Annotated in this window: 16 protein-coding genes; 6 read left to right on the top strand and 10 right to left on the bottom strand. The window is 43.4% G+C overall.

Annotation, left to right across the window (positions count from 1 at the left end; genetic code table 11):
- Positions 1 to 341 precede the first annotated feature (341 nt).
- The 8 genes from EDD70_RS00800 to EDD70_RS00765 all read right to left on the bottom strand — a co-directional run bounded on the left by EDD70_RS00800 (position 342) and on the right by EDD70_RS00765 (position 11931).
- Entirely contained in the window at positions 342 to 1706 is a 1365-nt protein-coding gene (locus tag EDD70_RS00800) for an FAD-dependent oxidoreductase (protein ID WP_092753953.1), read from the bottom strand.
- 1 nt (position 1707) lies between these two features.
- Positions 1708 to 2259 (bottom strand): hypothetical protein, encoded by a 552-nt coding sequence (locus tag EDD70_RS00795; RefSeq protein WP_092753955.1) that lies wholly within the window; start codon positions 2257 to 2259, stop codon positions 1708 to 1710.
- Positions 2260 to 2276: 17 nt separating this feature from the next.
- Complete coding sequence (locus EDD70_RS00790; RefSeq protein WP_092753957.1) at positions 2277 to 4430, bottom strand: hydantoinase/oxoprolinase family protein; 2154 nt, start codon at positions 4428 to 4430, stop codon at positions 2277 to 2279.
- 118 nt (positions 4431 to 4548) lie between these two features.
- Positions 4549 to 5850 (bottom strand): C4-dicarboxylate ABC transporter, encoded by a 1302-nt coding sequence (locus EDD70_RS00785; RefSeq protein ID WP_092753959.1) that lies wholly within the window; start codon positions 5848 to 5850, stop codon positions 4549 to 4551.
- A 56-nt stretch (positions 5851 to 5906) separates the two neighbouring features.
- Complete coding sequence (locus EDD70_RS00780; protein ID WP_092753961.1) at positions 5907 to 6602, bottom strand: hypothetical protein; 696 nt, start codon at positions 6600 to 6602, stop codon at positions 5907 to 5909.
- Positions 6603 to 6630: 28 nt separating this feature from the next.
- Positions 6631 to 7695 carry a MarR family transcriptional regulator gene (locus EDD70_RS00775; RefSeq protein ID WP_092753963.1) on the bottom strand — a complete coding sequence of 355 codons (1065 nt, stop codon included), beginning with the start codon at positions 7693 to 7695 and terminating at the stop codon, positions 6631 to 6633.
- A gap of 296 nt (positions 7696 to 7991) precedes the next feature.
- Positions 7992 to 10142 (bottom strand): glycosyl hydrolase family 65 domain-containing protein, encoded by a 2151-nt coding sequence (locus EDD70_RS00770; protein WP_092753965.1) that lies wholly within the window; start codon positions 10140 to 10142, stop codon positions 7992 to 7994.
- On the bottom strand, positions 10132 to 11931 hold the full coding sequence (locus tag EDD70_RS00765; protein ID WP_092753967.1) for a glycoside hydrolase family 125 protein: 1800 nt from the start codon (positions 11929 to 11931) through the stop codon (positions 10132 to 10134). Before EDD70_RS00765 ends, EDD70_RS00770 begins: the two co-directional genes overlap by 11 nt.
- A gap of 205 nt (positions 11932 to 12136) precedes the next feature.
- Here EDD70_RS00765 and EDD70_RS00760 point away from each other — a divergent pair, with 205 nt between their 5' ends.
- The 6 genes from EDD70_RS00760 to pgmB all read left to right on the top strand — a co-directional run bounded on the left by EDD70_RS00760 (position 12137) and on the right by pgmB (position 19151).
- Entirely contained in the window at positions 12137 to 13171 is a 1035-nt protein-coding gene (locus EDD70_RS00760) for a LacI family DNA-binding transcriptional regulator (RefSeq protein WP_092753970.1), read from the top strand.
- 142 nt (positions 13172 to 13313) lie between these two features.
- Positions 13314 to 14606, top strand: a complete 1293-nt coding sequence (locus EDD70_RS00755) for an ABC transporter substrate-binding protein (RefSeq protein WP_092753973.1) — start codon at positions 13314 to 13316, stop codon at positions 14604 to 14606.
- A 43-nt stretch (positions 14607 to 14649) separates the two neighbouring features.
- Positions 14650 to 15570, top strand: a complete 921-nt coding sequence (locus EDD70_RS00750; protein ID WP_092753975.1) for a carbohydrate ABC transporter permease — start codon at positions 14650 to 14652, stop codon at positions 15568 to 15570.
- Positions 15560 to 16402: a carbohydrate ABC transporter permease gene (locus EDD70_RS00745; RefSeq protein ID WP_092753977.1), complete on the top strand. Its 843-nt coding sequence runs from the start codon at positions 15560 to 15562 to the stop codon at positions 16400 to 16402. The genes EDD70_RS00750 and EDD70_RS00745 overlap by 11 nt, the downstream gene beginning before the upstream one ends.
- 13 nt (positions 16403 to 16415) lie before the next feature.
- Positions 16416 to 18410 carry a glycoside hydrolase family 31 protein gene (locus EDD70_RS00740; protein WP_242943113.1) on the top strand — a complete coding sequence of 665 codons (1995 nt, stop codon included), beginning with the start codon at positions 16416 to 16418 and terminating at the stop codon, positions 18408 to 18410.
- 108 nt (positions 18411 to 18518) lie between these two features.
- On the top strand, positions 18519 to 19151 hold the full coding sequence (gene pgmB, locus EDD70_RS00735; RefSeq protein ID WP_092753979.1) for a beta-phosphoglucomutase: 633 nt from the start codon (positions 18519 to 18521) through the stop codon (positions 19149 to 19151).
- Here pgmB and EDD70_RS00730 read toward each other — a convergent pair.
- Positions 19124 to 20410 carry a hypothetical protein gene (locus EDD70_RS00730; protein WP_092753981.1) on the bottom strand — a complete coding sequence of 429 codons (1287 nt, stop codon included), beginning with the start codon at positions 20408 to 20410 and terminating at the stop codon, positions 19124 to 19126. The genes pgmB and EDD70_RS00730 overlap by 28 nt on opposite strands.
- A gap of 310 nt (positions 20411 to 20720) precedes the next feature.
- A complete protein-coding gene (locus EDD70_RS00725; protein WP_092753983.1) occupies positions 20721 to 21470 on the bottom strand; it encodes an EFR1 family ferrodoxin in 750 nt (249 codons plus the stop codon).
- Positions 21471 to 21914 lie beyond the last annotated feature (444 nt).

Below are 21914 nucleotides of genomic sequence, written 5' to 3'. Positions count from 1 at the left end.
TCATGCAAGTTTATAAAATTTTGTGCTGTTTACACTTAACACCGGAACATTACCAATAGGATAGCTTGACGGATTACACACCTCCTTATTTTAATACTATTTAAAAATATCAATAATTATATCAATATGCGGTAAAAAATTAACATCCGGTGCTTTGGGCGTACTCGGTTTGATGGAATAGGAGGAATTGTGTAAAAGCAACAAAAGGCAGACAGCTTACGAAAAACTGTCTGCCTTTTGCACACCATTAAATATTATATAAAAATATTTCGCTGCCATACGTTGGCGAAGCCGCTTGGCTTTGCTAAATTAATTCAAGCAAGTGCTAACCCAAATAACAATTAAGCATTGTATTCTCCCAAAAAAACATTGTTTTTCTTGAGTCTGTTACGCAGATAGTTTATATCAATACAATTTACAGCAATGTTGTTTTGTGCACTATGGGCAGCGGCTGTTCCTGCCGCCTGGGCAATTGCCATTAAGATAGGCGTAACGCGAACAGCGGCGCATGCTTCGTGCGTAGCACTGATACATCTGCCTGCAACAACTAGGTTGCTGATTTGATTTGTAATAAGGCAGCGGTAAGGAATAGAATACCAACTGCCCGGTTTTAAAAAGCAATGCTTGGTGCTTTCGCCATCAGGCGAGTGTATATCAATGGGATAGCCTCCCATCGCAATTGCATCTTCAAACATCCGGTTACTCAGCAAATCTTCTGCTGTTAACTTATAAACGCCTTCTATTTTTCGGCTTTCACGAACACCAATATGAGGCCCTGTCATAACAATATGGCAATTTTCAAACCCGGGTATATACTTCTTCATAAAAGCAACTATTTGGTGAGCCTGCCGTCTGCCTTCAATTTCAGCATCCGTTAAATCAAACGCATCAACAGCCGATTTATTGGCAATGCGGCTCATGTTGAGGATAAACTCGCCTTTATTATTTGTTTCGAAGCACAGAACCATATCACGGTCTATGTTAAACTTGCCATTTTGCTTTGCAAGCTTGATTACGGAATACGCACCCTGCATGCCGGTACGTGCTAGTTGCTGCAAACGGTCAAAAGGGATGGTATGAAGCATATCGTTTTTGTTTTGAACAATATATTTCATAACCATATCGCGGTTTACGTTTGCAACCTTTACATTCATGGTCATTGGCTGCGCAAGGTTGTCGCTTTCTCGCCCATAAATACTGGGAATACCGGCGTGTGTTGCAAGGTCTGCATCGGCGGAACAATCTATAAACACTTTTGCAGTAACATTAAAAAAACCATTTTTCGCAAAAAGGCGCACCTGCTGAATGCTCCCTTTTTCCACGGTACAACCTGTATAAACTGTATGGTAAAGCAGTGTTACGCCTGCCTCTTGCGCCATCGTTTCAAGCACCAGCTTCATGCCCTCAGCGTCAAATGGGGTAATGCTGCTTGCATAACCCACAAAATCCTCCATATGCCCGGGCGACATCCCAAGTTGCTTTAAGCGTTCTACTATTTCATCCGGTATGCCTTTTACAACCTGTGTACTGCCTGCATGAAAAGTCATTTGCGGCCCTGTACCTGCCATTGTAAGCATACCGCCAAGGTATCCGTTTTGTTCAACCAACAGCGTTTTTGCGCCTTCTCTCGCTGCAGCTATCGCCGCAGTTGCTCCCGCAGGTCCTCCGCCTATCACAACAACATCATAGTTTAAACAATTATTCATATTATGCCTCCCAATTTTGCAAAAGTTCAAAATAGGTTCTTACAAAGGCATGTGCGCCTATTTCACTCAAAGCCCGAACCCCTGTTTTACCAAACTTGAAAGAACCAATTGAAACGGCAGGTACCATATATTCGCGGCTTGTAAGACCGATTTTTGTATATTCTAAAAAATGAAAGAACTCATGGCCTAAAATCATATTTTTCGCCGTAGAGATAGCAAGGTTGTTTTGCTCTGCCCACAGAGCTATGGATTTTAAATGGAGAATTATTTTGTTTTGACCTGAAAGATAATCGCTGAAATACCTGCGGTTGCCGATGACACAATCCCTATCCTGTTCTTCACATTGCAGCCCACACTCTACCGCAAGCTTAAAAAAGCTGGTTTCGCCGTTATGCTTTTTCAATATAGATTCCGCTGCCTTTTTGCCTTTTTGCCATGCGGAATGTACAATTTTTTCTCTGTCCTCTACGGGGATTTTTGCAAAGCACAAATCATAGCTGAGTTCTTTGTAGGCAAGTTCTATTTTTGGGAAAGGAAAAGCATCCTGCGGCATCGTTATTCTCCTTTTTCTTATGCGTCCACACGCTTTGTGCAGGCAATAATTATGGGTTCATCTTCTCCGCAACCTGAAAGCTCAACATCGCCAAGGCTGTAAATCTGGTCATCATTTTGCAAACCGGATAAATCAATAATGCGTTTTCCAATCACAATATAAATATTCGGCAGGTTTGCACCGCCATCGTTGTATACTGTGAGCTCTTCAATTAAAAAGCCTGCATCGTTTCGCCATTGTTTAACTGCTGATTGTTTCACCCATGCATTGTTTTTCTGCAAACGGATAACGCCTTCATCATCAATAAGGCGCAGGGGATGAGTTTTTTTCTTTCTTAAACCGAAGAGCTTTTTTTCTATTTTATCGTATTGAACTGCATAAACAGTCTTGTTTTCGGCGGTTATTTTTAAATGAGACTGCGCAACGCCCAAATTTTCAGCCACTGTTTTCAACAGTTCATCCTTGCTGAGTTGACGGTTTAGCAAGTTTTTACTTCTTAATTCGGTAGCACCAACTGCGATTGCCCTTATTACATTGCGCTGTGTATCTACCTCTACCGAAACTTCAATCGTTCCGGGGGCTGCACCGTTTTGGATTGCCTTGAGTTCAGCCTCTCTTCGTACACTGATGATGTCTTGGTCTGTGGGATTGGCTACCGTACGTTCTACCATATCGCGTACCATAGCAAGTGCAACACCTATGGTGGATATGACCGGTGCGTTTTTAGCAATCCGATAGCTGAGTTCCATAGTTTTTGCAAGATGAGGTACTACAACAGCCCCGCCACCTCCGCCGCCCACAAACATAGTTGTACGAGGGTCCATATTATAATCCTTCATAAGTTGTGCCGTTGTTTGGGCATTTTTGGCTGCGGCAAAGGTAAGAACCTGTTCAGCTGCTTTTTCTACTGTACACCCCATATTATCTGCAAGTGGCTTCCATGCTTTTTTGGCGGCTTCAACATCACCGTAAGCATAATCTCCTTCACGCACATATCCGGCAATATTAGCGGCACCTGCCATGGTAAGCGCCACTTTTATGCCGTTGTCGCATTCTATGCACGCATATTCGGGGTCTGTTGGGGTTGGCCGTATGGTTGTGAGGCGAGGATTTACGATTTGTTCTGCTTTTGTATAAACCTCGTATTTTAAATTGGCAATATGTGCACTGCGGGGGCCGGTTTCTACCGCCTTGCCGCCTTTTACCTGAACCATACTTCCTCCGCCTATACCGACGGTACGCACATCAAGGCTGTTTAGATAGGTTTTGTGTCCGCCTACCTCGGCATATTTAATCATTACCTTACCGTCTTTAACACAGGAAATATCAGTTGAAGTGCCGCCCACCTCAAAGAAGATTCCATCCGTAAGCTTTTCATACATCAATGCACCTGCAACACCCGCCGCAGGGCCCGAAAGTATGGTAAGGATAGGGCGGTTGCGTACTTCTTCAACCGTCATAACCCCTCCATCGCAGCGCATAACCATAAGCGGACTTTTAATGTCTGCGTTGAAAATACTCTGCTCTGTCATAGTGGCAGCCTCAAGCATTTTCGGCATGATACTTGCATTGACAACAGCGGTTCTTGTACGCGTTTTCAAGCCATATAACTTAGAAACATCATTGGTGGCGGTGCTTGGTACGCCAAGTCCTGTACATAGATGTACCGCTGTGTTTTCGTTTGTTGGGTCATCAACGCTGAATGCTTCTGCCGCCACTATGCTATTGGCTCCGTTTTTAACAAGCTCTTCTACACCTTTTTTAATAGCTTGTTTTAAATCGCCTGCCGCCCCAGTATCAATATAAGCATTTTGAGATTTTAAAAATTTACCGGGCGCGAGTTCAATACTTCCCATTGTTGTGTCACTTTTGCTTTTTGCACCTTCCAAACCCGTACCAAGGGTTATAATCCCCACTTCGGCAACATCGCCCTCCAACAATGCATTGGTTGCTTGAGTTGTACCGTGTGCAATAAAAATAACATCCTCGGGTTTTATGTTGCATTGTTCCATAAGCTTATGTAACACTTCTATAATGCCTGCGGCTACACCCTCTTGGGCTGTATGAGTGGTTGGAACCTTTACCGTACCTATCAATTCATATGTATCGTTGTTTATGGCGGCAGCATCGGTAAATGTACCGCCAACGTCAATCCCTATGCGAACTTTCATATAGCGTCCTCCAAAAATGTAAATGGCTTTGCAGCTGAGAGCAGCATATTTAAAAATCAAATATACTGCTCTCAGCTGCAGAAGAAATAATTTCTTCCACAGCTTGGCAAGTTTTGTGTTAATAATACAATACGGCTGACAGAATAACACCAAATATCGAAATAACCCACAGATAAGGCAGCAGTTTTTTGGTGATGCCGTTTACATCAACCTCCGCAAAGTTTGCTGTCCAAACGTTTTGTGTATTGGTGGGGTCTCCACAGCCTTGAATACGCTCTGCAGCAAGAAAAGCACCCATAACGGCAAGCGGTGACAATGTACCAAGCCCTATAATAAGTGCAGCTATTCCGGAGCCCAAACCAAACAGGTTCATCGGGCCTCTGTAAAGCGACAACGGCGCGAGTACACAGAAGAAAATAATATAGCCCAGCTTGTTTGAAGGTACTACCGCAAGTAAAAACGGGCTGAGAACGTCCTTCACCATTGTATGTGTAACGGCGAGGTACAAAACACCAATGCCAATCATCAAGATTACGGCAGGTGCAGAGTCTGCGATGCCGTCAAAACAAGTTTTAACTAAAAGGTTCATCGCTTTTGAAAAGCCCTTCGAGGTAAACACAAGTATCCAGATAATGCCTGCTATAAAAGACGGTATAACCGGTATTTTAAAACCAGCAACCAAAACTATCGGGATTAATGGGGTTAACATTGCCATAATACTCGAAAATCCTCTTAGCTGTTTTGTTGCTGCTTCTTCTTTTACCGGTGCAGAAAAGCTAAATTTGATGCCGTTCTTTTTAAACTCAATAAATACGAATATAAGTGTTGCTACAAATGTAGCTATTGCTAAGTACATTTCAAAACCTTTTATCTGTTCTATATCAATGCTGAATATGCTGGAAAATGTTTTCCAGTTTGCAATGTTAAAGGTAATTCCGGTGGTAAAAGCCATTAAAAAAATACATGCCGCAGTCAGAGCCGGTACCCCTACCGAAATTAAGATTGGCAATACGATGGAGCCAACCATAATGATTGAACCCAAACCGGAAAGTGTAGTAAATAATACAGAACAAGCTACTACCATTATAATTGTAACTACCAATGGGCGGTCACCGCCCAGCTCGGCGCTTTTTTTGATAATGCTTTCGGTAACGCCGGTTTTATTCATCAGCTGGCCAAGCCATGCACCAAAAATAACAGCCATAATGGCGCTGCCCATGCGAACCGTACCTGCTTCGATGACAGTTTGCAGCCAACCGATTGCTTTACCCTCTGCATCAGTCCCCACAGCGGGTACTCCGGCAATGATACAAATCAAAACAGCCATCAAAGGCAATGCTACCAAAGTAGGCAGTTTTTTTGTCATCATTAAACTTGCAATAACAAGGAACGCTACGATAATTAAACTCCCCTGTAACATAACTGTGCTCCTTTTTTTAGGGCCGGCAGCCCTTATTTTTACGCGTTATCATATTTTTAAATAGCATCTATTGCATTGCGAAAGGCTGCGGTAACCGATTTTACTTGCTCGGCGTCGGGTTCTTTCCCCATGACTATGGCGCCTATCATAACCGCTTTGCAACCTGCGTCTGCAAGGTGTTTCACCTCTTGCGGCTTAATATTTCTTTGCGTGGGGATAAGACAGTTTTTTCCGCTTTTGCCAGCAATGTCTGAATAGCGCAAAATATCCGCATAGTTAAGCGGTGTACCGTAGTTTTCGCCCGGCTGCACACTGCACTCTAATACATCAATAGCAGAGTTTTTAACCGCATCAAGCGTATTCTGGTTGTATGTATAATCAATCGCCGCCATTTTTACAAGCTTTTCGCTTTCCATCATGTGGCAAGGTAAATGGTGGATATAGGACGAAAAAAAACCAAGCCCCATAGATTCAAGTTCCAAACGATCTTCAACCGTAATAAAAGCCTCTTCTGCGCCCGGCACCAGGCCAACAGGTACATCCCCACAAAGAGAAATAAGCTCTTTTAGAAAAGGTTTGTTCTCCTGATACGTACCAAACGTATGCCCGCTTGCCCTGTGCCATACATTACAGTGTACTTTAACCGCCTGTGCACCTCCTTCAAGGGCAGCCTTTGCCAAATCCAAGTTGTTGGATGGTAAACTGACCACCAACGAGAATTTGTTGTCCGCAATCATTTGTTTAAAATTCATTCACGTCTCCCTCTTCCTATAAAATAATTTATAACGAACAAAGTACATTCTTTCTCAAGTTCTCTGCCAAAACAGTTGCCAAATTGGCGGGTTCAGAACTTGAAATATCAAACTTGGGTGCAATCAAAGGATAGATTGCATTTTGAACGCGCTTGAAAACAGCTTCTACAAATCCGTTTATTTTGGTTATCTTCCCGGATAAAAAGATTGTTTCAAGCGGGAACAATGTACATAGGGCTGAAATAGAAACTGCAAGCTGGTCTACCAAAATTGTTATGAAACCGGTTTGGTTTGCAAGCATATCGGCAGAGTTTTCAGTTTGGCCAATTTTATCTTCAAGCAACATTGGTATTTCTTGATTGGCGTTGGATAGCAACGGCGTAATATCCGAAAAACGTCCGTCCCGCAGTTGCAGGTGCTCTCCTGCTAAAGTAATACTGACAAGCACCTTACTACCTATTGCAATATGAGCACTGTTTTTAAGCGTTTCATTCTGATGTAAGGCATTGGTTAAGGTGTAAACCTGAGAATACTCCTCCAGTACCGGCAAATGAAACTGAGTTATCAGTGCCTCACGCAGAGAAATATTCGCAGATGAAAATCCGGTGGAATACATTACGTTAAACTCCCCCGACTGCATATCGTCTTGAAACAAAAGCCCAAACCCCAGCATGCTGCCTTCGCGCAACTGCTCATGATTAAAGCACTGAAACACTGCCGATGTTATGGCTATCAGTAAATCGTTGCCCGAAATATAATTATCTGAAAGGACAATGACACATTTCTGATTAAGAGCCATATCAAATAATATAAATTTGGCGCCGTTTCTGGCAATCTCGACAATTCCAATATTGCTATACCGATTGTTGATTGAAAGTTCTATTCGGCTGCGCCCTCCTGTTGAGGCCTGTGCACCTGTTTCTGCCAAAAGGTTTTCCTGTATCATTTCGCCTACAAGGCCGGATACGGTGCTTGGCGAAAGCTCTGTTGCCTGTGCAAGCTCAATGCGCGACATAGAACCTTTTTTTAAAATATTTTCTATAATAATTGTTCGGTTAATTTTTTTCATATCTTTTAATCCGCTTTTTTTCACACTATCACCCACCTAAACGCATTGTTATTTCGGAGTCCGAAATAACTAACATCAATATAGCATCGAACCTGCTTATTTGCAACCCCTCCAACCTATTTTTAGTAGTATCTCATTCTTTCTCTCTTAAAATATTGTGCATTTCACACAACAGCTGGGTTGGCATAGTTGTATATAAACATAAAAGGGATAGGCTGTTGCCTATCCCTTTTTCTTTTATAGTACCCAATTGCATGCTGTTGTTATATTTTACATCTGGCGATTTTCATGACAATAGCATACAGAATATTCCTCAAAACCTACCACAAGGTAATAGATGCACCATCTGCACTTATTTTTGCGCAATATGTTTTATTTTCCCATATAAAGTTAAATTTAAGCGAAGTCCACGAATCGGGTAAATGTGGGTGGAGCTTAGGCGAACCATCTGCAAAAGACAGCCCTGCAAAGCCGAATACAACTGCCTGCCATGTTTCACCCAGGCAAGCAAGGTGCAGCCCTTCTTTACCTGTATTACCCATAACCTCTTTTAAATCCAAATACAGCGCCTGCTCAAAATAATGCTCCGCAGGCTCTACCAATCCGTTTTGCGCGGCAAACAGTGCATGAGAGGCAAAACTGAGGGTGGAATCATGCAAGCACAGAGGCTCAAAGTCCTCCCAAGCGTTTAATTTCTCCTGCGCTGTAAATTTTTCGGGGAGACGGCTCATCAATAAAAGAACGTCCGCTTGTTTTATCACTTTGTAACGCTGTAAACGGTCAAAACAAACATGGTGATAACTGGCACCTGCGTCCGGCTTGATTGTGCTGAGGTCAACCGGCTCCAAAAGGTGAAAGGTATCGTCTGTACGCCAATGTTTGGTTACAGGGTCTTGAGGCAGCTTGATTGCGTGGTGCAGGCATTCCCAGGTCTGTATTTCATCCTCACTTATACCAAGCTTTTGGTATTGTCCAAAATTGTTTTGTCTTAAATATTCTGCCGCACGGATTGCCAATTTTAAATTGTGCTGCACCATTACATTTGTAAACAGATTATTGCTTGTAATGCCGCAGTATTCATCCGGGCCTTTGCAGAACAAAAGATTTACTTTGTCTGTATTGGGCTCGGGAGTATAACGGCTCAGCCAAAAACGGGCGGTTTCAATGTAAACCTCTGCTGCGCCGTTTTTATAAAATTCTTCATCCAAAGTGGCAGTGACATACTGGTTCATCGCATAAACTATGTCTGCGGTTATATGTACCTCACTTGCACCAATATCCCAGCTTTCGCATTGCTCGGTTCCGTCGTAAGATACCATCCAGGGGTAACGAGCACCGGCATTGTTCATTTTAGCGGCATGCGCTTTTGCCTGAGGCAACGTATTCACCCTAAATTGCATTAAGCTTTTTGCGGCGCAAGGGTCGGTTAAAAGGTAAAACGGCATCATGAACAAATCGGTATCCCAAAAATAGCAGCCTTTATAGCGTGTATGTGTCAAGCCGCGAGCACCGATGTTCACAGTATCGTCTCTGGCAGAACAGTTGACAATCAGTTGATAAATACAATAATGCAAGGCGGCTTGTGTTTGTGCATCTCCTTGTATTTCAATGCCGCAAAGCTGCCACTTATTTTGCCACCATACTTTTTCTTGCTCTAACAGTCCATCAAAGCTCCATCCCGACGATAAAGGAGTGATGAGTGGGTCTTTGTCGCGGCTTGTGAATAGAGCAGCAGCTTTTTCAATAAAAAGAGTTTGGTTTTTGGCAGCGTCAACGTCAAAACTCATCCCCACAGCGTCCCCTGCCCGATGGAACGAAACCCCTTTGCCAAAGCCTTGTGTACGAAAGCTTATCTGCTGTTCTAAAGAGATATTGGTAACATGGGTTGCAAAATTGCTGGTAAACCCATTGTCGTAAAAATGGGTATTCTTTTCCATAGTCAATTGAATGGTTTCGCTGTTTTCCTTCACCTGGTCATCGGGGATGGGGCAGTTGCAGCAGGCGGTGTGTATCCCGCTCTCAATATGAACGTGCATTTCTGTTTGAGGGATGCAAATAGTGCGTTGCAGCAGAAGTGATGTCTGTGACATCGAAAAAAAGCGTTGATGCAAAACATTTAAATGCTTTTCTCCCACAGTCAACACATATTCAAAACTTAACACACCGCATGAAAAATCAAGAGTACGTTTGATGGGAGCAGCAAGAGTGGGGGATTTGCCGTCCATTTTAATTTGTTCCCAGATAGGGGTAGGGAGATTTACAAAATCAGTAATTCCGGGTTTTATTTCGTCATAAACACCTGCGATAAAAAGTCCCGTTTGTATCGGACGGGCGGAAGGCTCAAACGGTATGTAACCGCGTGCCCCCATGCGCCCATTGCCCGTAAAAAAGGTGCTTTCGTAAAAATCATCTGCAAAACAGTTGCTTTCTGCTGTGATGCTTTTTTCAAAAAGAGTGATATCATTTCTCATTTGGTTTACCTCCGCCGAACGCAAGCTTGATTGCGTGACATAAAAATCCGGCACAAGTGGCAAACGCTTCTCCGGTTGTGCATTCTCCTGTTGTCTCATCTACGCTTTCACAGGCAATCATGTTATCCATCTTTACTTTCAGCAAAATATCTTTGCAGTGGTCGATACGTCCGCAAATAAGGCTGTTGGCAACGCTGAGCATCCATGGATGGGGTGCATGCGGACAGCCGATTTCTACAATATTGCAGCCCGCAAAGCTGTAAGCATAATCGGGTGAGCGGATCATGTCCACCGTGTTTTGGTAAACCTCATCATCATAGCTGCAAAAGCCAAAGTGCGGCAGCAGCTGCAAGCTGCCCGGGGGTTCATCGTAAATGTCATGGTGCCCTTCTAAATTCACAGACCATGCATAGTAATGCTTCCCATCTTTTACTTTAACGCAATGCTCGGCAATTGCAGTTTTCACTTTGTCTGCCTGCGCTGCTGCTGCGGTATGGGATGGAAAAAGCTTTGAAACAGCACACAATGCTTTCCAGACAAGAACGTTGTTATAGGTTAAATAGGGGTATACATGCTCATCATCGGTAGGCTGTAAAAAAGTGGAATACAATGCAACTGTGTGGTGTTTGCGGCTTTCAAGCTTATCCAGTATTTCGTCCATTGCTTTTTGTACGTTTGGTTCGCCTAAAATAGATAAATCCTGCGTTGCGCGTATGTAGCTTTCCAGTGCAAGCACGGGAGCCATCAGTTCATCCAGCTCAAAACCTGGTTCAAGCACAGTACCGTCAATAAAGCGCGAATGTATACCAATGTTTCTGCGCTGCCTGCCAAACACATACTCAAGCATTTGTCTTGCAAGCTTGGCATCCGCGTCTAAAATGGCAGGGAAACTCCACAAAAGGCTGTCTCTGTCCCAATAAGCGGCACTAACATAATACCGTGGGCTGCGGCTTGTTACAAGCACCAGTTCCTCCGTATCTAAGGTGATACCCGTGGAATAAAATATGCAAAAAAACAGGTTCGTATTGTAAAGCTCGGTAAGCTTTTCGTCATCCAGTTTTGTGCTGCGCTTTACAAGGTAGGCTTTGGTGCGCTCCAGCTCATACGCAAAACCCTGCCGTACCATCTCTTTGGCACTGGTGGTAGCCGCAACCTCTTCAAAACCCAGCCCCCAATAAATCGTCATGCAGCATGTGCTGTTTGGGGCAATGGTTTCTTCGCGGAACAGCTGATACTGCACACCATCGTCTTTCCTTTCAAAGGAAGAAGTGCAGGGAACATCGGACATGGGCGCAAAGCAAAACATAGGAACACCCGAGCGCACGTCAAAAACAAGGCTGTTGTTCCATGCGCTTTCATAGCAATGCATGGTTCCTTCAATTGGTTTATCCTCATTAACACAGTGCCAAGAAGACTGCCATTTGCCGTGCATGCCATACTTGATGGTGTGCGCCTGATTGCTTTTATTGTGTAATTCCAAGCCGACAGCAAACCCGCGTTCTTCTACCGGCGTAAGGATGATCCCTTTTACGCTGATATCATCAACGGTTGCCGTGAATTGTGGTATCCAATAGTATAAACGGCTCCATTGCAGATTTTGCAGAGATGCCTCTTTTCCATCCACCGAGACAAAAGGCTGAATCAGTGCAAGGTCATCCGAGCCGCGTACGTCAATCAGCCCTTTATAGCCCATGTGTAAAAAGGTGAAATCTTCAATGCCTGCTGTTTGTTCGTTTATTTTGGGGAGAGAAATCATTTCGTTGCCGGTTGGCAGGTAGTTTTGAATCATATGTGTATCCTCAAAATCATATAATTGTTTAAGCGCTTAAACTACTTAACAAATCAAATATACCATAATAACGAAAACTGTCAACTATTTGTTCGTAAAAATTTAAAAAAGTATTGACAAATCGCCATTGTACTGGTTATTATATGAAATGAAGTGGTTAACCGATTAAACAATTTTGCGAATAATAAAACAAAGGGATGAGCGAATGAGCAATCGAGTTACTTTAAAAGACGTTGCAAAAAAAGCCGACGTGTCATCCGCAACGGTTTCTTATGTTCTTAACGAAAAAAAGAGCATTTCAGCAGAAACAAAAAAGCGTGTTTGGGATGCGATTGAAAGCTTGGATTATGTACCCGATTTGAGTGCCCGTAGCCTTACTATGCGAGATTCAAAACTGATTGGTGTGGTTGTTCCTCAAACAGAGCCGGGCAGCAAACTGATGTTTCAAAACAACTTTTACAGTGAAATTTTGGGCAGCATCGAATACCACGCGCGTTTGCATGGTTATCATGTCATTATTTCGGCAACAGATGCCAACGAAAGCTATATGACGCTTGCAAAAGAACGTAATCTTGATGGAATTATTGTGATTGGTATGTATCCGGATGAGTTTTATCAGCAAATGAAAAAAACGCGTATCCCCATTGTACTGATAGACAGCTACTGTGACGACCACTATTACCATAATATCCGAATTGATGATGCTTATGGCAGCTATTTGGCTACAAAATATGTGTTGGAGCAAGGACACAGAAAAATAGCGTTTTTCTCAGGGCAGCTAAAAGAAAATGGCGTGATGAAAAAACGCCTTATTGGTTATCAGCAAGCACTTGCAGAAAAACAGGTGCCTTTTTGCCCCGAATATGTGTTTGAGGGAAAAATAGATTACGATAGCGGCATACAGCTTGCCGAGAACCTGCTTGGTGCCAAACTACCCGCAACGGCAGTTGTTGCAGCTGCGGATATCTTGGCGATGGGTGCAATGAAAGGTTTTTACGAACGGGGAGTAAAAGTTCCGGATGATTTATCGGTTATGGGGTTTGATGATTTGGAAATTTCTAAATATCTCACACCCGGGCTGACAACAATCAAACAGGAAATTTCACAGAAGGGCGAACGCGCTGTTGAAATGCTGTTTAAGAATATTCAGGAGCCAAACTTGACAAAGCAGGAGCAAATATTGCCGGTAAGCATTGTCGAACGAAGTTCGGTCAAATCTATAAAACAGAAGGGGGAATAAAAAAAGCGGTTTACACCCACCTGCAACAGTATGTGTAAACCGCAGCAAAAAACGACCTCAAAAAGCCTTTTTGCTTATACCAGTGTAAGCGAAAAGAACCTGAAAATCAATTGTTTATCATCAAATTTTAGGAGGAAAACAAATGAAAAAATTATTGTCCGTAGTCGCCGCTGCAATGGCGCTTACACTTACCTTTACTGCTTGTGGCGGAGCATCAACCAAAAACTCATCTGCAAATGCAGAAAAAACCGGCAGCGAGCCTATCACCATTACTTTTGAACAGTTTTCGGGCGCTGGTGACAATGAAGTGTATTTGAAAAAAATGATTGATGTATACACCGCGCAAAACCCAAATGTTACAATCAAGCTGCAATCTTTTGGCTACGATGACTATTTTACACAGCTTACAGCAAAAATTTCGGGCGGCAAAGCTCCGGATGTTTTTGAACTGAACTATGAAAACTTTGTGTCCTATGCTCAAAAAGGTGCACTGACGCCACTTGATGATATTATAAAAGAAAAGAATATCGATACCTCTATCTACAACGAAAAGGCGCTGAACGCATTTAATCTGGACGGTAAACAATATGGCGTTCCCAATAGCTTTTCGAATGTTGTTCTCATCTATAACAAAGATTTGTTTGACAAGGCAAACGTAGCATACCCTACCGATGACTGGAAGTGGGCAGACGCTATGGCTGCCGCAGAAAAAATACGCGCTTTGGGCAAAGATATTTACGGCTATTATCACCCCATCACCTACCACGAGTTTTTTAAAACGGTGCAGCAAAACGGCGGTAACCTTTTAAGCAAAGATGCAACAGCGTTTACCATTAACTCAAAAGAAAATGTTGAAACCTTGCAGTATCTGGTGGATATGCAGCGTAAAAGCAATGTAATGCCTACCTCAGAACAAATGGGTGGTATGGGCGACTGGGATTTGTTTAAATCAGGACGCCTTGGCATGATTATAAACGGTATTTGGAGCTTTCCCGATTTTGCACGCGACTGCGATTTTGAATGGGATATTGCCGTTGAACCAAGCAATACCCAAAAGGCAACTCACTTTTTCTCTAACAGCTATGTTATCAGTAAAGACAGCAAGGTGGCAGAAGAAGCTGCCAAATTTATTGCTTTTATCTCTTCTGACAAAGCAGCAACTCAAATCCGTTTAGATGCCGCTTGGGAACTGCCACCGGTAAACGATGCCGATATTATTGACCAGTACATTCAAAAAACCCCGCCGGCAAACCGCAAAGCCGTGTTTAAAAGCCTCGACTACCTCATCACACCGCCGGTGGTTTCGCAGTTTACAGAGATGCAGGATATCGTCACCCGCCATCTGAAAGATGCCGCTGACGGCAACGTTACACCACAGCAGGCACTGGATGCTATGCAGGCGGAGTGCCAGGAGAAAATCCAACTCACCAAATAGCACAGCATGCAGAAAAGCATGCCCTTAAAAAAGGAGTTTCTACATGAAAAGTTCAAAAACGACTGGATGGAGAACTGCTGCGGCATTTCTGCTTCCAAGCATGATAGGTTTTATCGTTTTTAGTGTCCTGCCAATGATTACGTTGCTGTTCATCAGCGTTACAGAGTGGGATGGATTAAGTGAATTAACAGTTTTCTCTGATTTTGGCGGGTTTATGGATAAATTTTTTGTAGGGCTCGCGAATTACACAAATATATTGCAAAGCAAAGAGTTTTATCAGGTTGTTGGCAATACCGTTAAATATGTTGGGCTTTATATTCCGCTTATTTTGTTGCTTTCTTTAGCGGTGGCAACCGTACTTAACAGCAAAATAAAAGGTGTTGGCTTTTTCCGAGTGGTATATTATATCCCGGTTATCACCTCTTGGGTTGCCGGCTCGCTGATATGGAAATGGGTACTTAGCCCTGAGTTCGGAATTATCAATGAAATGCTGCGGGTCATTGGCATAGAAGGGCCAAAGTGGCTGCAAAGTTCTTTCTGGGCGATGCCGGCAATTGTGCTGGCATCTGTCTGGAAAGATATGGGCTATTTTGGATTGATGCTGCTTTCCGGCCTGCAGGGCATTAACAGGCAGTATTACGAGGCAGCCGAGATAGATGGTGCGGGTAGATGGAATAAGTTTTTGCATATTACCCTGCCTTTACTTTCGCCAACCCTTTTCTTTGTTATGATTATCAGCCTTATCACCTCGTTTCAAATCTTCCCGCAGGTTATGATTATGACACCGGACGGCGGCCCCGGCGGTTCTACCATGGTTATGGTTGAAAGAATTTACAAGTACGGCTTTAAATACTACGAAATGGGCTATGCTGCAGCATACAGCTGGATATTGTTTGCCATTATTCTGGTGCTTACTCTTATCCAAATGAAATTACAGAAAAAGTGGGTGACCTATGATGGCTGATTCAATAAAAACAAAACGCATAGTAAGCAAAATTTTGCTTTACATTTTTGCGTTGCTGATTGCAGTTGTAGTGTGTATCCCATTTTTTTGGATGATAATAACAAGCCTGAAGAGCCGCGGCGCACTTATGAGCATCCCTGTGGAGTGGTTCCCCAAAAGCCCTACACTGGATGCTTACAAAAAGCTGTTTACAATACCAAACTTTACTTCGTCTGTCTTTAACAGTTTTTATCTTTCTATCACCTGCACTGCCGTTCGTTTGCTTTGTGCTGCTATGGCGGCATTTGCGCTGACGAAAATTAAATTTAAAGGCCGCGAAACAATTTTTAAAGTTTACATTACGGCGTTGATGATTCCCATGCAAATTACGTTTATCCCTTTGTTTATTGTAATGACAAAAATGAACCTCACCAACAGTTTGAATGCATTTATGTTTATACAGCTGTTCAATGGGTTTTCTATTTTTATGCTGCGCCAAAGAATGATGTCAATCAACGATGCTTATATTGAAGCTGCTGTAATTGACGGGGCGTCTATGGGCAGGATTTTCTTTAAAATTTTTCTGCCGTTGTCATCGGGTACATTAGCGGTTCTTTCCATTATTGTGTTTATGGATTTATGGAACGATTATTTGCTGCCGCTTGTGCTTTTAACCGAACGCAGCAAATACACTTTGCCCTTAGTACTGAGTACGCTTTCAGGGGAATATAAAAATCAATACAACTTAATGATGGCAGGCAGTTTGCTTTCCATTATTCCAATTCTGATTGTATATATTGCTATGCAAAAATATTTTAAAGAAGGATTAACGGTTGGCGGAGTAAAGGGCTAATCGGTTGGGTAGTATGATGGAGCGAATTCTTTTTGATAAAAACAAAACAGAACACAGCATGGTACTTGGCAACAGTGCGGCACAGCTGCGATGGAAAGAACAGGACGACTGTGCAGAGCTGACAATTGAGCTGGCTTACAGCCATGTTTACGGCATGGGTGAAAAATACAATGCAGTGAGCCAAAAGGGCTTGACCGTGGTAAATGAGGTAGAAGAAAAATTTTGCTATCAAGATGAAAAAACCTATTGCCCGGCACCGTTTTTCTTTACCGATACAGGCTTCGGGCTTTATGCAGATACCGCCTGCAAGACGGTGTTTGATTTTACGGGCAAGCATATAAAAGTAACTTTACCGTCAAACACACCTATAGTTGTATTCAAAGGTGAGCCGAAAGACATCATTTCAGAATACATGAACCTGTTGGGCGTTGCGAAGCTGCCCCCCAAATGGGCTTTTGGCCCGTGGATCTCCGCTAACTCTTGGAATACGCAAGAGCAAGTGGAGCAGCAGATAGAAAATCTAAAGAAATATCAGTTCCCTGCAACGGTTCTTGTAGTAGAGGCATGGAGTGACGAAGCAACTTTCTATATCTTTAACGGTGCAAGCTATCAACCAGTGGAAAAAGGCGGCGCGCTGAAATATGATGATTTTGATTTTTCTCACAGCGATTACTGGAAGAACCCCAAAGCGATGATTGAGCGTTTGCATCAAGCGGGGATTCATCTTGTGTTGTGGCAAATTCCTGTTTACAAAAAGCAAGGAAATGATGAAATCCTCAATGAGCAAAATGAACTTGACCGCGCAGATGCCGTGGAACGTAAACTATGCGTACATAACAGTGACGGTACCCCTTATACCATTCCTGAAGGGCATTGGTTTGCAGGCTCAATGATTCCCGATTTTACAAATCAGGATACATGTGCTGCATGGTTTAATAAAAGACAATATTTGTTTGATATTGGAGTAGATGGCTTTAAGACGGACGGGGGAGAATTTATATACCGCCCCGATGTAGGCTTCAAGAACGGGATGACGGGAAAAGAGGCCAAAAACCGTTACGCGCAAAGCTATACCGAGGCATATACATCCTTTATAGGTGAAGACCATGTGCTCTTCAGCCGTGCAGGTTTTACCGGCCAGCATACCACGCCCATTCTTTGGGGCGGCGATCAGCAATCCACAAACGACGAATTGAACAGTGTGCTCAGAGCAGGGCTTTCGGCTGCGCTGACAGGCATCCCATTTTGGGGCTTTGATATTGCAGGTTTTGCGGGCGCACTGCCTACTCTTGATTTATACCGCCGCGCAACACAAACTGCTTGTTTCTGCCCTGTTATGCAGTGGCATTCCGAACCAAATGGCGGGCAATTTAAGGAGCTGATGCCCGGTTATGACGGGAACAACGAGCGCAGCCCATGGAACCTTGCAGCGGTTTATAACGAGCCCCAATTTATAGATGAAATGCGATTTTGGCACAATCTGCGCATGAATCTACTGCCCTACCTTTATAGTGAGGCACTTAAATGCGTAAAACAGGCAAAGCCCATGATGCGCCCGTTGGTATACGATTGGTGCAATGACAGAATAGCAGCTGCTGTAGAAGATGAGTTTATGTTGGGAGACAGCCTGCTGATTGCTCCGTTTTTAGAGGAAAATTCGCATCAGCGTAAGGTGTATCTGCCACAGGGCGAATGGGTTTGTTTGTTTACCCTTGAGGTGCTCGCAAGTGGAGAACATAATGTTGCCTGCAATAAAAAGCAGCTTCCGGTTTATATCAAATCTGGTTGCGGAATAGCACTTAACCTTAATGAGAACAAAATGCTTGGCAGCAGCGTTGGTAACAGAACCGATTCCTATCATCACCTGCACATTTTATTGGCAGGCAGTAAGGGCAGCTACACCTTCCAAGATGATTTGGGCAACGACTTTACTCTAAACTGGGATAACGGCAGAATCGAAAAATCAGGTAAATCCGCAATGAATTACACTTATGAGTTGATAGGCTAAACCGTCGGATTTCGGTAGTTTCTAATAGCCAAATTAAAAACGATAAATCTGAGTACGGCATGATTGAGCGGTACTTTAGATTTATCGTTGTTTTTTAGGAGAGAGTTTATGAAATATAAAGCGATTATTTTCGACTTGGATGGCGTTATCTGCCATACGGATCAGTACCATTATCAAGCATGGAAAGCTTTGACCGAGCGCTTACATATCCCCTTTGATGAAACCATTAATAATCGTTTGCGCGGTGTCAGCCGTATGCAAAGCTTAAACATTATTTTAGAAAAAAGTAAAAAGCAATATACAGCTCTAGAAAAAGAGGCATTTGCGGAGGGAAAAAATAAGATCTATCGCAACCTTCTTGCAGGTATGACGCCAGATGATTTAAGCGACGAGGTGCGCAAAACATTGAAAGCATTAAAAAGCAAAGGGCTTAAACTGGCAATTGGTTCTTCCAGTAAAAATACACCGATTATTTTGCATCAGATAGGGCTTGGTGATTTTTTTGACGCAGTCAGTGACGGGAACAACATCACGAACTCTAAGCCCGACCCGGAAGTCTTTCTCAAAGCTTCCGCTATGCTGAAGCTTGCCCCGCAGGAATGCCTTGTGGTGGAGGATGCTGTCGTAGGTATTGAGGCGGCTAGCCGGGGTGGATTTTTCAGCGCGGCAATCGGAGACGCTCAAACTTGTAAATCGGCAACTTATGTGTTGCATCATTTTGGCGATTTGCTTAATATATAACAACATAGCCCTCCTTCAGCATAATCGGGGACAACGCCGTTGATTAGTATAGAGCAGAAGCCCTCTCCGTCCACGCCGACAATATTGCAAAAATCTCTGTCGGGAAATACTTGCAATAGCTTGATCTGCTCGGAACTCTGATTCTCATCTATATCCCAGTAAAATAAACCACAGTATGCCTCCCCGGCATCCGTATAGTTTTCAGCCATAATATAGACATGATGGTCACTAATTGCTGCCTCAAACGGCACAAATTCACCGGAATAATTTTTGTCAACAAAGTTATGCGGCAATTCCTGAACTGTGGCACTCTCCCTGCCATCAAAATGCAGGAGTGCCGACTGTCTGCGGTTGCTTTCATAATTTGAGGCAACAGCGAAGGCAGTTTTGCCATCGGCAGATAAGCAAAGCGCGTCGCCGTAGGGTAATTCTTGGATGCTTTGATCCTTCGGAGACAAAACAAGTAACAACAGGTCTCTATTTCCTCCTGCCTTTTGCGCAGTTAGCAAGATGTGACCATCCTCTGTTACCATAGGATTATTAGAGTACAAAGCCAATATGTTTCTTGAATACGGGGACTGGTATTCCTTCGGTATTGGGATTTCGTGAACCAATACACCTTGAGAATTAAACACGGAAAGAATTAACTGGTTGGCTGCAAAGGGGTCAGCACCCAATGATTTGTTTATCGCGTGCGTAAGAGTGTATTGTTTTTTAGTTCTGTTGTATCCAATCCCAACAACCGTGTCGTCTTTATTTGTAGAAAGCTGAAAGGAAGTGTTTATGGGGGTGTATCGGCTATCAAACAGCTGAATAGATTTCCATGTACCTTCCTGACCGCCTATTACATCGGAATCGGCAAAACCAATTAGGTTGTCATCCAGCCAGATATGATCTTGATAACCCCATTGTATACCGTTATAGTCGTGGATTCCGGCAGGATTTGTAATCAGGCTTACAACAGAATAACCGCACCATCGGGATTCCCCCGCGCCACCAGAATTGGTTTTACACAAGAGATGATTGCCGTCCGGGGACATCTGCGCATCTGAGTAATTGACCCGTGGAAAAAGCAACTCTCTATGCTCACCCGCTTTGTTAAAAAATAACAGAGCGCTGCCATCCAAACCCATTTTTAAGTACTTCGCGGCCTGTTCTGGGTAACAACTACCTTCATTACCAGCCTTATTTACAGTACCACATCCAGTCAGTGCAAAGAGCATAAAAATTAGCACACACGCTGTTACAATTTTTTTCATATTCTTTCTCCTTGAACTTCAATAATATCGTACGATTAATTTAGACATCTTGGTTTGCCCCTGCAACTGAAACATCACAAGTTTTTTCATACAAATATCTATAGATACGGCGTCCCGCGAGCAATCTTTCTGGTATTTCAATTCTAATCCATACCGCAAACAAGCTGGGAAGTTTATTAAGTTATTTGGATTTCGCAGTTTTTCTCATAATCTCCATGAGGTCATTATAAGAAATAGAGCCACAATAACAGACATATCGGTCACTGTGCTTTTCCTTTTAAGAACCAATTTTCCATATTTTAGGCAACCGTTAGTCCTCCATGATGTAATAGCGTGGTCTACCTTTGGATTTGTTTTTGTATTCAATTGCTTCTGTCGGGCAGCCGCCTATGCAGGCCATGCAGTGGGTACATTTACCATGCCATTTCGGTTTTTTATTCTCCATAGTGATGTTTCCCAGCGGACAGCGTCGAGCACAAAGACCGCAGGAAACGCAGGTATCCGACGCTGCAAAACCCTTGTTGCTAACTGAAAAGCGGTAGAACAGAGGATTGACCGGACCGCTTTCCAGCTTTCCAATCACCGAGACCTTCATTTCAGGAAAAGGTTTACCTTCCGAAATTTGTGCAGCTAAAGCAGTAATCCGAGGTTTTGCACGCTCCAGAATGACCTGCGCCTCAGCCTGCTCGGGCGTGGGGAACATTGCAAGGTAGTTTTCCGGCATCACCACAGGCGCTAATCCACAAAAGCGAAATCCATTCTCTGCACACAGTTTTTTTGTATAGGCAGCGGCATTGCCACAACTGTCGCCGCAGGTCAGCACAAAATAGGTATCCCTGCTCCCGGTAAACTCCATCGCGCGAATCCACTGTGCCACCACCTTGGGTAGCCTCCATGCATAGGTGGGTGTAACGAATACCAGTGGGCGCTCTGAGTAGAATGTCTCTTTTTTGCGCTCTTTCAGGTGCTGGTTAATACAAATAATATTGTCACCGATAGCTGCTGCAATTTGTTTTGCTGCCAGCTGGCTGTTGCCGGTTCCGCTAAAATAAAAAACCATAAGATCACTCCTTCATAAAGTCTCGCAACCAAGTTTGATAACATTGCAACTGCTCTGGTGCGTGGAAAAAACGTTTGCCCCGTTCCAGTACCGTCAGGCGGCAACCGAAGCAATCCGCAAAATTGGTGACAGTCTCCCTCACGCAAAGGTCATCGGCGGATCCGTACAGAAATATCTGTGGTACAATTGGATGCTCTTTAACATAACAATAATAGTCCCAATAGAGAGTCTGTCCAATTGGTGTAGAGATTTCCCGCGCTGATTACCGGCGTTGCTCACTAACAGAAAACCAGTTCATCATGCTTTGGATGATGCGTTCCATATCTAACACCGGAGACAGGAAAAAGGTATGCTCCTGTGTTTCATCGTGATAGGCCAGTAAGCTGAAATAACCGCCCATACTACACCCAAATAAGCTACTATTTTTATCTCATAGATGGGCTC

Origin of the sequence: Hydrogenoanaerobacterium saccharovorans (assembly GCF_003814745.1) — a bacterium.
Lineage (GTDB): Bacteria > Bacillota > Clostridia > Oscillospirales > Ruminococcaceae > Hydrogenoanaerobacterium > Hydrogenoanaerobacterium saccharovorans.
The sequence above is the reverse complement of the archived record's forward strand: the minus strand, read 5'-3'. Positions and strand labels throughout refer to the sequence as shown.